Annotated in this window: 13 protein-coding genes; 5 read left to right on the top strand and 8 right to left on the bottom strand. The window is 45.2% G+C overall.

All coding sequences use genetic code 11. The annotated features are described in order from the left end of the window. Positions 1 to 12 precede the first annotated feature (12 nt). From sucA to sdhC, 5 genes are all read right to left on the bottom strand, one after another. Positions 13 to 2829: a 2-oxoglutarate dehydrogenase E1 component gene (gene sucA, locus VFDL14_RS08865; RefSeq protein ID WP_032551863.1), complete on the bottom strand. Its 2817-nt coding sequence runs from the start codon at positions 2827 to 2829 to the stop codon at positions 13 to 15. Positions 2830 to 2927: 98 nt separating this feature from the next. After that, on the bottom strand, positions 2928 to 3641 hold the full coding sequence (locus VFDL14_RS08870; protein ID WP_032551862.1) for a succinate dehydrogenase iron-sulfur subunit: 714 nt from the start codon (positions 3639 to 3641) through the stop codon (positions 2928 to 2930). A gap of 12 nt (positions 3642 to 3653) precedes the next feature. After that, positions 3654 to 5420, bottom strand: a complete 1767-nt coding sequence (gene sdhA, locus VFDL14_RS08875; RefSeq protein ID WP_032551861.1) for a succinate dehydrogenase flavoprotein subunit — start codon at positions 5418 to 5420, stop codon at positions 3654 to 3656. Further along, complete coding sequence (gene sdhD, locus VFDL14_RS08880) at positions 5421 to 5765, bottom strand: succinate dehydrogenase, hydrophobic membrane anchor protein (protein ID WP_032551860.1); 345 nt, start codon at positions 5763 to 5765, stop codon at positions 5421 to 5423. It lies immediately after the preceding gene. Continuing rightward, positions 5759 to 6151: a succinate dehydrogenase cytochrome b556 subunit gene (sdhC, locus tag VFDL14_RS08885; RefSeq protein ID WP_032551859.1), complete on the bottom strand. Its 393-nt coding sequence runs from the start codon at positions 6149 to 6151 to the stop codon at positions 5759 to 5761. Before sdhC ends, sdhD begins: the two co-directional genes overlap by 7 nt. A 416-nt stretch (positions 6152 to 6567) precedes the next feature. Here sdhC and VFDL14_RS08890 point away from each other — a divergent pair, with 416 nt between their 5' ends. After that, complete coding sequence (locus VFDL14_RS08890) at positions 6568 to 7857, top strand: citrate synthase (protein WP_032551858.1); 1290 nt, start codon at positions 6568 to 6570, stop codon at positions 7855 to 7857. Positions 7858 to 8196: 339 nt separating this feature from the next. Here VFDL14_RS08890 and VFDL14_RS08895 read toward each other — a convergent pair whose 3' ends face one another. Then, the gene (locus VFDL14_RS08895) at positions 8197 to 8955 is read right to left on the bottom strand and encodes a Nif3-like dinuclear metal center hexameric protein (RefSeq protein ID WP_032551857.1); all 759 of its coding nucleotides are present in this window, start codon (positions 8953 to 8955) and stop codon (positions 8197 to 8199) included. 106 nt (positions 8956 to 9061) lie between these two features. On the opposite strand from VFDL14_RS08895, the gene VFDL14_RS08900 reads away from it, so the two are divergent. Next, complete coding sequence (locus VFDL14_RS08900; protein WP_032551856.1) at positions 9062 to 9820, top strand: DUF1853 family protein; 759 nt, start codon at positions 9062 to 9064, stop codon at positions 9818 to 9820. 81 nt (positions 9821 to 9901) lie between these two features. On the opposite strand, the gene pgm is transcribed toward VFDL14_RS08900, so the two are convergent. Next, the gene (pgm, locus tag VFDL14_RS08905) at positions 9902 to 11548 is read right to left on the bottom strand and encodes a phosphoglucomutase (alpha-D-glucose-1,6-bisphosphate-dependent) (RefSeq protein ID WP_032551855.1); all 1647 of its coding nucleotides are present in this window, start codon (positions 11546 to 11548) and stop codon (positions 9902 to 9904) included. A 90-nt stretch (positions 11549 to 11638) separates the two neighbouring features. Then, positions 11639 to 12178, bottom strand: coding sequence for a replication initiation negative regulator SeqA (gene seqA, locus VFDL14_RS08910; RefSeq protein WP_032551854.1), 540 nt, complete (start codon positions 12176 to 12178; stop codon positions 11639 to 11641). Positions 12179 to 12271: 93 nt separating this feature from the next. On the opposite strand from seqA, the gene VFDL14_RS08915 reads away from it, so the two are divergent. From VFDL14_RS08915 to fldA, 3 genes are all read left to right on the top strand, one after another. Then, the gene (locus VFDL14_RS08915) at positions 12272 to 13033 is read left to right on the top strand and encodes an alpha/beta fold hydrolase (RefSeq protein WP_032551853.1); all 762 of its coding nucleotides are present in this window, start codon (positions 12272 to 12274) and stop codon (positions 13031 to 13033) included. Positions 13034 to 13163: 130 nt separating this feature from the next. Further along, on the top strand, positions 13164 to 13385 hold the full coding sequence (locus VFDL14_RS08920) for a DUF2788 domain-containing protein (protein ID WP_032551852.1): 222 nt from the start codon (positions 13164 to 13166) through the stop codon (positions 13383 to 13385). Between the two features lie 55 nt (positions 13386 to 13440). Then, positions 13441 to 13974, top strand: coding sequence for a flavodoxin FldA (gene fldA / locus VFDL14_RS08925; protein WP_032551851.1), 534 nt, complete (start codon positions 13441 to 13443; stop codon positions 13972 to 13974). The last annotated feature ends 57 nt before the right edge of the window (positions 13975 to 14031 follow it).

Below are 14031 nucleotides of genomic sequence, written 5' to 3'. Positions count from 1 at the left end.
TTCCTTTTACTTCTAGTTCGAAAGTAGGGTCAGAGCGTCTTCAATTAACGCTTTTTGTTGTTTCAAGTGTACTGACATGTAGCCAACCGCAGGTGATGCTGAAGCAGGACGGCCTGCATATTTAAGATCAGCACCCGCTGGAATCGCAGCACGGAAGTTGTGTTGGCTGCTGTACCAAGCACCTTGGTTTTGTGGCTCTTCTTGACACCAAACGTAATCTTCAACATTTGTGTACTGTGCAATCGCAGCTTGAACTTCCTCAAGAGGGAATGGGTATAGCTGCTCGATACGCACAATAGCAACATCGTCTTGTTCGTTCTTACGGCGCTGTTCTAGCAGGTCAAAGTAAACCTTACCTGAACAGAACACTACGCGTTTGACGTTCTCTGGCTTGATGTCATCAATCTCAGCAATTGCTGGCTGGAATGTACCCTCTGCAAGATCTTCAAGTGAAGACGTACACAGTGGGTGACGCAGCAATGACTTAGGAGACATAACAATCAGAGGACGACGCATTGGACGTACAACCTGACGACGAATCATGTGGTAAACCTGTGCTGGTGTTGATGGAACAACAACCTGCATGTTCTGTTCAGCACATAGCTGTAGGTAACGCTCTAGACGTGCAGAAGAGTGCTCTGGACCTTGACCTTCGTAACCGTGTGGAAGCAGCATTGTTAGACCACATAGACGTGCCCATTTTTGCTCACCAGACGAGATGAATTGATCGATAACTACTTGAGCGCCATTCGCAAAATCACCAAACTGTGCTTCCCAAAGGGTTAAGCCGCTTGGCTCTGCTGTTGCGTAGCCGTATTCAAACGCCAGAACTGCTTCTTCAGATAGTACTGAGTCAAATACTTGGAAAGGACCCTGCTTATCGTGAATGTTCGCTAGTGGAACATAAGTGCTCGCATCTGTTTGGTTGTGTAGAACAGAGTGACGGTGGAAGAAAGTACCACGGCCTGAATCTTGGCCAGAAATACGGATACGTTTACCATCATCAACCAGAGTCGCATACGCAAGCGTCTCCGCCATACCCCAATCAACTTGTTTCTCACCATTAATCATGGCAGTACGATCGTTGTACAGTTTGTTTACTCGGCTTTGTAGCTTATGACTATCTGGGTATTGGCACAGCTTAGTACCAAGCTCTTTTAGACGCTCGATATCAATTTTGCTGTTCCAATCGATGTTCCAATCGTGACCAATGTATGGGCTCCAGTCTACAGAGTGCAGTGCCATTGGGCGCCACTCTTTAACGACAACTTCACCATGGTCTAGAGCATCACGGTATTCGTTCACCAGCTGAGTTGCTGTGTCGATACCAAACTCACCGCGCTCCATTAGGATGTCAGCATATAGCTTACGTGGTGTTGGATGCTTCTTGATTTTTTGGTACATCAGCGGTTGAGTTGCATTCGGCTCATCGGCTTCGTTGTGACCGTGACGACGGTAGCAAACAAGGTCGATAACAACATCGCGCTTGAACGTATTACGGTAATCCAGTGCCAGACGCGCAACGAAAGCTACTGCTTCTGGGTCATCTGCATTAACGTGGAAAATCGGTGCCTGTACCATCTTAGCGATATCAGTACAGTACATAGTAGAACGCGTGTCACGTGGATTTGACGTTGTGAAGCCAACTTGGTTGTTAACAACGATACGAACAGTACCGCCAACACAGAAGCCACGTGCTTGAGACATGTTGAATGTCTCTTGAACTACACCTTGACCTGCAATTGCAGAGTCACCGTGAATAGTAATAGGTAGTACGCTGCTGCCATCTTTATCGTCTAGACGATCTTGACGAGCACGAACTGAACCAATAACTACTGGGTTTACAATCTCAAGGTGAGACGGGTTAAATGCCAACGCTAGGTGAACATCGCCACCTGGAGTTGCGAAGTCAGCAGAGAAACCTTGGTGATATTTCACATCACCTGTACCCCATGTTTCGTCGTGTTTGCCAGCAAACTCGTCGAATAGGTCTTGTGGCTTCTTACCAAGTACGTTCACCAGCATGTTCAAACGACCACGGTGAGCCATACCAATAACAACTTCACGCATACCTTGACCACCAGCATGACGAATGATCTCTTTCGTCATTGGAATCAAAGCATCACCACCTTCTAGAGAGAAACGTTTCGCGCCTGGGAATTTAGCACCAAGGTAGCGCTCAAGACCTTCAGCAGCAGTTAGCTCTTCAAGGAAAGCTTGCTTCTCTTCTTTATTGAATGATGGTTGACCAGAAACAGACTCTAGACGTTGTTGAATCCAACGTTTTTGTTCTGTGTTAGTCATGTGCATGTATTCTGCACCGATAGAACCACAATACGTCTGCTTCAAAGATTTGTAGAGATCTTTAAGAACCATCGTCTCTTGGCCAATCGCGTAAGAGCCGACGTTAAACGTCTCGTTGAGGTCTTCTTCGGTGAGAGTGTGGAAGGAAGGATCCAGTTCAGCGACTGTATCTCTTTTCCATAAACCTAGTGGGTCTAGGTTTGCTGCTTGATGCCCACGGAATCGGTAAGCATTAATAAGTTGCAGAACCTTTACTTGTTTCGCATCGACATCTGGATCACTAACTTGGACACTGTAATGCTTTGTTTCTTGAGCGAGTCGTCGGAAGTATTCACGAACACGAGAGTGTGGTTGTTCCACCGCTTCTGAAGCTTGCACAGGCAACTCTTCAAAAACGCTTCTCCATTCGTCACTTACCAAGTCGGGGTCACTTAGATACAGTTCGTAGAGTTCCTCTACGTATGTTGCATTGGCGCCAGCCAAGTGTGAAGACTCGAGCCATGCCTTCATCACGCCGTTGTGCATATTTTCCCTTAACCAGTAGTTTTCACGTTTGCTGCGGTCTTATAGCCGAGCTATTAAAAGGCCGCCCAAAACAGCTAGGGCGGCAATTTTTTTATTTCTTAAACCGAGCGATTTACAAGCATGGTCTTGATGTGACCAATCGCTTTCGTCGGATTTAATCCCTTAGGACAAACACTTACACAATTCATGATGCCATGGCAACGAAAAACGCTAAATGCATCATCAAGATCAGACAAACGTTCATCTGTCGCTGTATCTCGGCTATCAATTAACCAACGGTAAGCAGCTAGTAGGCCTGCAGGACCGATGAACTTGTCTGGGTTCCACCAGAAAGAAGGACAAGACGTTGTACAACATGCACACATGATACATTCATACAACCCATCCAAATGCGCTCGTTCATCAGGGGTTTGTAGGTTTTCGCGTGACGGTGGCACATCGCCATCAGACACTAAGAATGGCTTCACTTTTTCGTAGTTGTTGTAGAACTGAGTCATGTCCACGATAAGGTCACGCACAACAGGTAGACCCGGTAGTGGGCGAATCACAATCTTGTCTTGGCCAGACAGCGCAGACAATGGAGTGATACATGCCAGTCCATTTTTACCATTCATGTTAAGACCGTCAGAACCACATACACCTTCACGGCATGAACGACGGAATGAAATTGTTGGATCTTGCTCTTTTAGTAGGATAAGAGCGTCCAAAAGCATCATGTCTGACCCTTCGTCTACTTCAAGGACGTAGTCCTTCATGTAAGGTTTTTGGTCAACATCTGGGTTGTAACGGTATAAAGAGAAATTCAGTTTCATGGTTAGATCTCCTTAGTACGTACGTGCTTTTGGTGGGAACGCTTCACGGTGGATAGGTTCCATGTTGACGTTACGCTTAGACATCTCTTCTGTATCTGGATTGTAAAGCGTGTGGCATAGCCATTGCTCATCATCACGATCAGGGAAGTCAAAACGCGCGTGTGCACCACGGCTCTCTGTACGGTAGTTAGCCGCTACAGCAGTCGCGTAAGCTGTTTCCATTAGGTTTTCAAGCTCTAGACACTCAATACGCTGAGTATTGAATTCTGTAGACTTGTCAGAAAGGTGTGCATTCTTCAGACGCTCACGAATCGCTTTAAGCTCTTCTAGGCCCTCAGCCATTGCTTTACCTTCACGGAATACAGAGAAGTTGTTCTGCATACATTGCTGTAGATCTTTACGGATCTGCGCTGGATCTTCACCGTCTGTGCTGTTTTCCCAACGGTTGTAGCGCTCTAGTGAACGTGCAATGTCTTCTTCAGTTGCTGGCTTCGCATCCGCTTGCTTCTTCAGTGTCTCACCTAGGTGTAGACCTGTCGCACGACCGAATACAACCAAGTCAAGTAGCGAGTTACCACCTAGACGGTTCGCACCGTGTACAGATACTGAAGCAATCTCACCACAAGCGAATAGACCTTGTACTTCAACATCGCTACCGTCTTCAGCTTGCTTGATCGCTTGACCAGAAACTTGCGTCGGAACACCACCCATCATGTAGTGACATGTTGGGATTACTGGAATTGGCTCTTTTACTGGGTCAACGTGTGCGAATGTACGAGACAGTTCACAAACGCCAGGTAGACGAGATTCAAGCGTCTCCTTACCTAGGTGATCCAGTTTCAGTTTGATGTGTGGACCCCAAGGACCGTCACAGCCACGACCTTCACGGATTTCAACCATCATTGAACGAGCAACAACGTCACGACCCGCTAAGTCTTTCGCGTTTGGCGCGTAACGTTCCATGAAGCGCTCGCCGTCTTTATTTAGAAGGTAACCACCCTCACCACGACAACCTTCCGTTACAAGAACACCTGCGCCAGCGATACCCGTTGGGTGGAACTGCCACATTTCGATATCTTGCATTGGAACGCCAGCACGGATCGCCATACCAACACCGTCACCAGTATTGATGTGCGCGTTTGTCGTTGAAGCGTAAATACGACCAGCACCACCAGTTGCTAGGATAGTTGCTTTCGCTTTGAAGTAGCATACTTCGCCAGTTTCCATGCAAAGTGCTGTTGTACCAAGGATGGCACCGTCTTCGTTCTTCACAAGATCAAGCGCATACCACTCAGAGAATACGGTTGTTTTATGCTTGATGTTTTGCTGGTACAGCGTGTGTAGCAGTGCGTGACCAGTACGGTCAGCTGCCGCAGCGGTACGAGCCGCTTGCTCACCACCAAAGTTTTTCGATTGGCCACCAAAAGGACGTTGGTAAATGGTGCCGTTATCAAAACGAGAGAATGGAAGACCCATCTTCTCTAGTTCGATAACTGATTCTGGGCCATTTTTACACATATATTCGATAGCGTCTTGGTCACCGATGTAATCAGAGCCTTTAACCGTATCGTACATGTGTTGTTCCCAGTGATCCTCATGCGCATTACCTAGCGCAACCGTGATACCGCCTTGAGCAGATACGGTGTGAGAACGAGTTGGAAATACTTTAGAAAGCAATGCACATGAAAGGCCTTGCTCAGAAATTTGTAGTGCGGCACGCATGCCTGCACCACCAGCGCCGATTACTACGGCATCAAACTCACGAACAGGAATAGTCACTTACGCACCCCACAAAACAAACAGACCAGAGAAGAAATATCCTAGAAGAACCGCAACTACACCTACTTGAAGACCAACACGCAGTTTCGCGCATTTGATGTAGTCGGTTAGCACTTGCCATAGACCGATCCAAGCGTGAACAAGAACCGAGGTAAGCGCTAACATGGTAAAGACTTTAGTGAAGGTTCCACCAAAGAACTGAGTCCATGATACGTAAGAAATATCGGTGAAGGCACAAAAGCTCACCAAATAAATTGTATAAAGCGTCATAATGATTGCAGTTGCACGAATCAGTAGAAAATCGTGAACGCCATTACGACCAAATGTAGAAACGTTGTTTACCATACTAAGATCCCCGCTAGTAGAGACAATACCGCTGTCGCTGCGAATGCAACCTTAGCGCTCTTAGCGCCAGATTCCAGCTCTTCAAAGTGACCTAGGTCCATAAGAAGGTGACGAATACCACCAGCAATGTGGTATGCCAAAGCGGTTAAAATGCCCCACAGAATAAACTTAACGAAAAAGCCATCGACGATGTCGCTTGCTTCCGCAAAGCCTACTGGGGAAGAGAGGGAAATGTTTAATAAATAAAGTAAAATTCCAATCGCAACAAAAGTAATCACCCCAGACACGCGGTGTAGGATGGAAGCTATTGCTGTGATAGGAAAGTGGATAGTCTGCAAATCTAAATTAACAGGTCTTGTCTTTCTTTCTTTCACGGGCTTGCTCACTCAGCTCCATTGAGCATTACGGTCATTAAATAACCTTTGATATTGTTATGGACAAAATTTGGTCGCAAACCTGCAAAATTTAACATTAACTTAACAAATAACCGAAGTTGAGCCTGAGTTAATTGTAAAATTTTTGTTAACAACAAGGTTAACGAAGACACCTCACATTTCTTCTTAGCCTTGCATTTATAAGGTTTTAACCAAACTTTTCAGCGCCACTATACGGACGGCAACATTCTAATACAATTGATGTAACAAATAATGCTACACAGCACAGATTTTTAACGAATTTAATGTAAAAAACACTAACAAGTGCACACAAAGCTGCAGAAAAATTGACTTTCCCACGTAAGACCAGTAAAAAAATGGCACATAAACATCCTGGACGGATTAAATAATAAACAAAGGAGATTGTTATGGCAGATAAGAAAGCTACCCTTCATATTGAAGGTCAAGCGCCAATCGAGCTGCCGATTACGGAAGGTGTACTTGGTACGCCAGTGATCGATGTTCGTACACTAGGTTCTAATGGTTTTTTCACTTTTGACCCTGGTTTTCTTGCCACTGCATCCTGTGAGTCTCAAATCACTTTTATTGACGGCGGCAAAGGTATCCTTTTGCACCGTGGTTACCCAATTGACCAACTAGCCAATAACGCTGATTACTTGGAAGTATGTTACATCCTTCTCTATGGTGAAGCCCCATCTCGCGACGAATACGAGAAATTCAAAACGACCGTTACTCGTCACACCATGGTTCATGAACAAATCGCAAGCTTCTTCCACGGCTTCCGTCGTGACGCACACCCAATGGCCGTTATGTGTGGCGTGGTTGGTGCTCTTGCTGCGTTTTATCATGACTCACTTGATATCAATAACGACACGCACCGTGAGATCGCGGCTTACCGCCTGATTTCGAAAATGCCAACGCTGGCGGCAATGTGTTACAAGTACTCGATCGGTCAACCGTTCATCTACCCTCGTAACGACCTAAGCTACGCAGAAAACTTCCTTCACATGATGTTCGCTAACCCATGTGAAGAGTACGAAGTAAACCCTATCGTTGCTCGCGCAATGGATAAGATCTTCACTCTGCACGCAGACCACGAGCAAAATGCTTCTACTTCAACAGTACGTCTATCTGGTTCTTCAGGTGCTAACCCGTTCGCATGTATCGCGGCAGGTATCGCATCTCTTTGGGGTCCAGCTCACGGCGGTGCAAACGAAGCATGTCTACGTATGCTTGAAGAGATCGGCAGCGTAGATAACATCGAAGAATATGTTGCAAAAGCGAAGGACAAAGATGACCCATTCCGTCTAATGGGCTTCGGTCACCGCGTTTACAAAAACTACGACCCACGTGCAACAGTAATGCGCGAAGCGTGTCACGAAGTACTGAAAGAGCTAAACATCAAAGATCCACTGCTAGACGTTGCAATGGAACTTGAGCGTATCGCACTTTCTGACGAGTACTTCGTATCTAAGAAACTGTACCCGAACGTAGATTTCTACTCAGGTATTATTCTGAAAGCTATCGGTATCCCTGTTTCAATGTTCACAGTAATCTTCGCGATGTCTCGTACTATCGGTTGGATTGCACACTGGAACGAGATGCACAGCGACCCAACGAACCGTATCGGTCGTCCACGTCAGCTGTACACTGGTCAAGAGCAGCGTGACTTTAAAGCACTTCACGAACGTGAATAATCGCTTTTAAAGTATGATTGTTAAAAAGGGTTGATGCGAAAGCATCAACCCTTTTCTTTTTATACGAGATACGAGATGTTTTGAATATCCGTAACGGCCTTTCAAAGAGGTTCTCTACTCCTTCCTTCGTCAGTCTAGGAAATGACAGATTCAGATATAACCCTTTAGCGTTCTGATTGGCGCATCATATCGGCGGATACAAATTGATAGTTGCTCGTCATCCCCAGGAGCGAGAGACGAGCGAGTTGGGGATCTCACGAAGCGTATAGAAAAACTTACGAAGTTCCTCAAAGGTTTAAGGGATAATCTCTACTCGTATCCCTCATCCCGTATCTGCTCTTATACCGGATTATCGATATCGACAAACTCTACATCCAAACCATGCTCTTTAGCTAGCCACTCACCTAGCGCTTTAATACCGTAGCGCTCTGTTGCATGGTGCCCTGCTGCGAAGTAATGAATGTCTTGCTCACGTGCTGAGTACGTTGTGCGTTCTGAGATCTCACCCGAAATAAATGCATCTAAGCCGTTCGATGCAGCAAGCTCAATGTAGTCTTGACCACCACCCGTACACCAACCGACTGTTTCAATCATTTTATCGGAGTTTTCCGGAGCAATATGCAATGGCTCACGATTCAAAACTTGCTTGATCTTCTCCGCAAATTCAGCACCTGTCATTGGTTTTCTCAGCTTACCAAACATAGCGACTGATTGTGGGTGCCCCTCTAACCCGCCCTCTACTTCGATCTCAAGCAATCGAGCCAGTTCTGCGTTGTTACCTAATTCCGGATGAATATCCAGAGGTAAGTGATAACCCATAAGGTTGATGTCATTCTTAATCAAAGTGCGAATGCGTTTACCCTTCATACCACGAATCGGCTCAGGCTCACCTTTCCAGAAGTAACCATGATGAACAAGCAGTGCATCTGCATTTAGCTCAACCGCCTTGTCAATTAAAGCTTGTGAGGCAGTAACACCTGTAACAATGCGGTTTACTTCAGGCGTACCTTCAACTTGCAGACCATTCGGGCTGTAATCTTTAATCTGTTGAGGTTGCAGCTTCTCATTAAGAATTTTTTCTAATTGTAGGTTATTCATTGCTTGTTCCAGCTTACATTTTTGATAACGTGGTTATATCAATTTACGGGTAGAATGTCGAAAGCATACTTGGGTCGGACGACCTTAGCCAATCAGTGAGGAATAGATGGCGTCATTACAACGATTTTTTCAATGGATCATGGATTCACCGCCACTATTAGAGTGCAAGCAACCCGTCAGTGATTTAACACAATTTGCATCGTCACAATCACTTCCAAATGACCACCAATATCAAGGCAATCCAAGACTAGGGTTTGTCTATCAGCACTTGTGTCAAACCCTTTTCGAAAACTCACCACATTACGTCATTGCTCATGATGAAATCCAAATCAATGTAGATGGTCGAACATTGGGCGCCATAGACTTTATTCTAGAAGATAAGCACAACGCTCAATTGGAACATTGGGAAGTGGCAATTAAGTTTTATCTGCTTCATGAAGATACTTGGTACGGCCCTAATGCGCATGACCAACTCGACAAGAAGTTTGATCGTATGCTTAGCCACCAGCTCAAGATGTCGAGTTCTGAAGCATTTCGCGCTCAATACCCAGACCTCGATATTCAATCGCACCATCTATTAATGCAAGGCCGCTTGTATACTAACCCGTTTCTTGAACAAAAAGTTCCAACTCATTGTTTAGGTTATGCCATCAACTCATCACAAGTGAATGGCTATTGGTGTTATCAAAGCCAAGCACACCTGATTGAAGAGGCTTTGTATCCATTGACCAAGAATCAATGGGCGGCAGGCACTGAGGATTTTGAGCAGTCACCCATTACAGAATTTGGCGATCGATTCGTACATGGCCAAACAAAGTCCGGTCAATTCTGGTTCGTGATGCCAGAACGTTGGCCACATGGATAAGGCTATTTTTAAAGCGGCACAAAAAAGGGTTGATGCTTTCACATCAACCCTTTTATTTATAGAGCTAAAATCGATCGTCGATTATAGACCTGCCGCAGCAAACACTTGGTTAACGATCTCTTGAGCTTCTGCTTCGATTTGCTTCAGGTGCTCTTCGCCTTTAAAGCTTTCGCAGTAGATCTTGTAAATATCTTCAGTGCCTGACGGACGCGCTGCAAACCAACCGTTTTCAGTTGTCACTTTAAGACCACCAATTGCAGCACCATTACCTGGAGCGTGCGTTAAACGAGCAGTGATTGCATCACCCGCCAATGTTTCCGCTGCAACCATCTCTGGTGATAGCTTTTTAAGCACGTCTTTTTGAGGACCGTTAGCAACTGCTTGAATACGGTTGTATTTAGATTCACCGTGTTTTGCTGCTAGCTCTTCGTAGTACTCTTGTGGGTTCTTACCCGTTACCGCGGTAATTTCAGCAGCAAGAAGACACAGAATGATGCCATCTTTATCTGTTGACCATGGTGTACTATCTTTGCGTAGGAATGATGCACCCGCAGACTCTTCACCACCAAAGCCGAACGTACCGTTGTATAGACCATCTACAAACCACTTAAAGCCTACTGGAACTTCACACAGTTCACGACCAAGATCTGCAACTACGCGGTCAATCAATGCACTTGATACCAGTGTCTTACCGACAGCGACATCTTTGCCCCAACCTTCACGATGACGGTATAGGTAATCGATACATACCGCCAAGAAGTGGTTCGGGTTCATTAGACCTTTTGGCGTTACGATACCGTGGCGGTCGTAATCAGGGTCATTACCAAATGCTAGGGCATACTCATCTTTAAGTGCTAGCAGACCTGCCATTGCGTAAGGAGAAGAACAGTCCATACGAACCACGCCATCTTTATCTAGAGACATAAACTGGAACGATGGGTCAATAGCTTCACTTACCAGTGTTAGGTCAAGGTTGTATACCTTACCGATTTGACGCCAGTAGTCGATGCCGCTACCACCAAGTGGATCAACACCAATTTTTAGGTTTGCTTTTTGGATTGCTTCCATATCGATCACATTAACTAGATCATCGATGTATGGCTTAACAAGATCCATCTCTACAAACAGCTCAGATGCTTTCGCTTCTACAAGAGACATGCGTTTCACACCTTGCAGGCCTTCTGCGATCAAAACGTTTGCACGATCTTCGATAGCTTGAGTCAGCTCAGCTTCGGCAGGGCCACCATGTACTGGGTTGTATTTAATGCCGCCATCTTGTGGTGGGTTGTGAGATGGCGTAATAACGATACCGTCAGCTTTATCTTCGTGCTTAAGGTTGTACGTTAGAATCGCGTGAGAAACACCCGGTGTTGGTGTGTAGCCATTATCTTGTTGAGTGATAACTTGAACGCCATTGGCAACCAATACTTCAACAACACTGGAGAATGCTGGTTCAGAAAGCGCGTGTGTATCTTTACCTACAAACAGAGGGCCTGTCGTGCCCTGCTCTGCACGCACTTCTGCTACTGCTTGAGCAATAGCAAGAATGTGGTTTTCATTAAATGTTGATTTGTCTGCTGTACCACGGTGGCCAGAAGTACCGAACTGTACTTTATGGTCTGGGTTAGAAGCATCCGGTTGCTGTAAAAAATAGTTCGCAACTAAAGCCGGGATATTATGAAGATCTTCCTGCTGAGCTTTCTGCCCGGCACGAGGGTGCATAGCCATTTTGACATCCTTATATACAAAATTAAAAAACAAAAAAACCTCATAATATCTTCTTTAGCATGGATATTATGAGGTTTAAATCAGATTTCCTTAGATTGAACCTGTTACTTTTTCTATTAGTTCAGCTTGGAAATTCATGCGACTCATCAACTGTTCAACCATCTGTCTTTTGCGACTGGTGTTGTTGTTGGTGATTACCCAAAACGGGCTCTGTGGAATCGCTTTTGGCTTAGTGGTATTACCGTTGGCCAATAGTGTCGCTTCATTGTCTGCGAAGTAAACACGTTTGCGACCTTTTACTTGAGTCGCTTCTGAAAAGCTCGCTGGGTCAATTTTATGCAGTGTTGATAGCACCAGCATGAAACGATCAATGGCTTTCTTTAAAGAGGCAAATTCATCTGAAATAAGCAGCGAGCGCATCTCTTTTACGCCATCCAGCTTCTCTGGAGTAAAGCCTACTTCCTTACTCACAACGATACCTTTCGGCTCCACGATCTCTTCAGCCGGAGCCAAGCCTTGGTTATCCACCTGCAATAAGCGGCGCAGAATATCTGAAGCACTTTCGCCGATACGTTCTGTCTGACCCGCGATATAACGGTATAGGTCCTCATCAACCTCAATTGTTTTCATTCGCTTTTCACAATCTCAATGTTTAAACTCTGGGGGATTATAGCGAGATCCGCGCGGATACTCTACGTCAAACCCACCATGAATAAGATAAAAATGTCAGTACAGCTCAACTATAAATTGGAAGGTGAGGGTCACACCATCGTTTTGATCCATGGATTGTTCGGCAATCTGGATAATTTAGGCCTACTTGCTCGCGATCTTAGAACCGACCATCAGGTACTAAGTATTGATCTACGTAACCATGGTGTATCCCCGCACAGCGACACCCACGATTACCGCTCAATGGCCGAGGATGTTGCGCAGCTTTTAGCGTCACTCAACATCTCTAACCCTATCGTTATTGGTCACTCAATGGGTGGCAAGGTTGCGATGGCACTGACTGAATTAACAGGTATTGATAAACTGGTTGTACTCGACATGGCACCGGTCGCTTATACGCAAAACCGCCATGACAATGTTCTTGCAGGTTTGAATGCTGTCATTGAAGAGCAACCAACGTCTCGTTCAGAAGCGCTAAAAGTATTAGCTCGTCATATTGAAATTGACGGCGTACGACAGTTTTTAACCAAGTCATTGTACAAAAACGAACATGGGGTAATGGTTTGGCGATTTAATGTTGCATCGCTAGAGGCCAACTACGCCAACATTATCGGTTGGGAACCTATTGAGAAAACCAGCGTCAAAACCCTACTTATTAAAGGTGGCGACTCTGACTACTTGATGCCCGAACATCAACCTATGGTTCAGCAGCAGTTTTCTAATATAAAAGCGCATGTTATTGCCAATACTGGCCACTGGCTGCATGCCGAGAAACCAAAAGAAGTCCTCAGAGCTATTCGTAAGTTTTTGAGCTAATAGTCTCGGCTTTTTGAAAGAACAATCTCTATATCAATAGATAAATGAGAAGTCAGCGATTTCTGCTGATTAACTTTATCCCACAACAGTGATATAGTGCGCCCAAGCAAAATTGGTATATAAGGTTCCCATGCTTTACGACTACATGAACATCATTGAATCTATTGGTTTAGATCTTCTATTTGCGTCGATTTTCTTTCTAATCGGTATGGCAATTAAAGACGTTCTGAAACAGGGTAATGTTCCGGCATTTGGTCGTCGCATCGTATGGTTAGTGTTGTTTCTTGGCTGCGCAGGTTTTATCGCCAAGGGAATTATTCAAGTGAGCTGGGAAGGTTCAGGAATCGGTTGATTCTCGTCCAAACTTTATTACACCGACAACAGACAAAATGAAAGGTAATGATTCTATGGCAAGTGTAGGTCTCTTCTTCGGTAGCGATACAGGTAACACTGAAGCTGTTGCAAAGATGATTCAAAAGCAATTGAGCAAGCAGCTCGTTCATGTTCAAGACATTGCAAAAAGCAGCAAAGAAGACATCGATAACTTCGACCTGCTTCTTCTAGGTATCCCAACTTGGTACTACGGTGAAGCACAATGTGATTGGGATGACTTTTTCCCAGAGCTAGAAGCTATCGACTTCTCAACTAAGCTAGTCGCTATCTTTGGTTGTGGTGACCAAGAAGATTACGCTGAGTACTTCTGTGATGCTATGGGTACTATCCGTGATATCGTTGAAGCGAAAGGCGGTACTATCCTAGGTTACACTTCAACTGAAGGTTACGAGTTCGAAGCATCTAAAGCACTTGTTGAAGGCGACGACAGCCAATTCGTTGGTCTATGTATTGACGAAGATCGTCAACCAGAGCTAACTGACGAGCGCGTTGCAAGCTGGGTTAAGCAAATCCACGAAGAGATGTGCCTAGCAGAGCTAGAAGACTAATCCGTCTTTAAGCTAACTGAAGATATTAAAAAACCTCCCACGCGGAGGTTTTTTGTT

It is taken from the genome of Vibrio fortis, assembly GCF_000695685.1.
In the GTDB taxonomy this organism is placed as follows: Bacteria; Pseudomonadota; Gammaproteobacteria; order Enterobacterales; family Vibrionaceae; genus Vibrio; species Vibrio fortis_A.
The sequence above is the reverse complement of the archived record's forward strand: the minus strand, read 5'-3'. Positions and strand labels throughout refer to the sequence as shown.

Excerpts from the sequence above, each read along its gene's own strand:
- sucA (WP_032551863.1), bottom strand. The coding sequence starts at position 2,829 with ATGCACAACGGCGTGATGAAGGCATGGCTCGAGTCTTCACACTTGGCT.
- VFDL14_RS08870 (WP_032551862.1), bottom strand. The coding sequence starts at position 3,641 with ATGAAACTGAATTTCTCTTTATACCGTTACAACCCAGATGTTGACCAA.
- sdhD (WP_032551860.1), bottom strand. The coding sequence starts at position 5,765 with ATGGTAAACAACGTTTCTACATTTGGTCGTAATGGCGTTCACGATTTT.
- VFDL14_RS08890 (WP_032551858.1), top strand. The coding sequence starts at position 6,568 with ATGGCAGATAAGAAAGCTACCCTTCATATTGAAGGTCAAGCGCCAATC.
- VFDL14_RS08895 (WP_032551857.1), bottom strand. The coding sequence starts at position 8,955 with ATGAATAACCTACAATTAGAAAAAATTCTTAATGAGAAGCTGCAACCT.
- VFDL14_RS08900 (WP_032551856.1), top strand. The coding sequence starts at position 9,062 with ATGGCGTCATTACAACGATTTTTTCAATGGATCATGGATTCACCGCCA.
- pgm (WP_032551855.1), bottom strand. The coding sequence starts at position 11,548 with ATGGCTATGCACCCTCGTGCCGGGCAGAAAGCTCAGCAGGAAGATCTT.
- seqA (WP_032551854.1), bottom strand. The coding sequence starts at position 12,178 with ATGAAAACAATTGAGGTTGATGAGGACCTATACCGTTATATCGCGGGT.
- VFDL14_RS08915 (WP_032551853.1), top strand. The coding sequence starts at position 12,272 with ATGTCAGTACAGCTCAACTATAAATTGGAAGGTGAGGGTCACACCATC.
- VFDL14_RS08920 (WP_032551852.1), top strand. The coding sequence starts at position 13,164 with ATGCTTTACGACTACATGAACATCATTGAATCTATTGGTTTAGATCTT.
- fldA (WP_032551851.1), top strand. The coding sequence starts at position 13,441 with ATGGCAAGTGTAGGTCTCTTCTTCGGTAGCGATACAGGTAACACTGAA.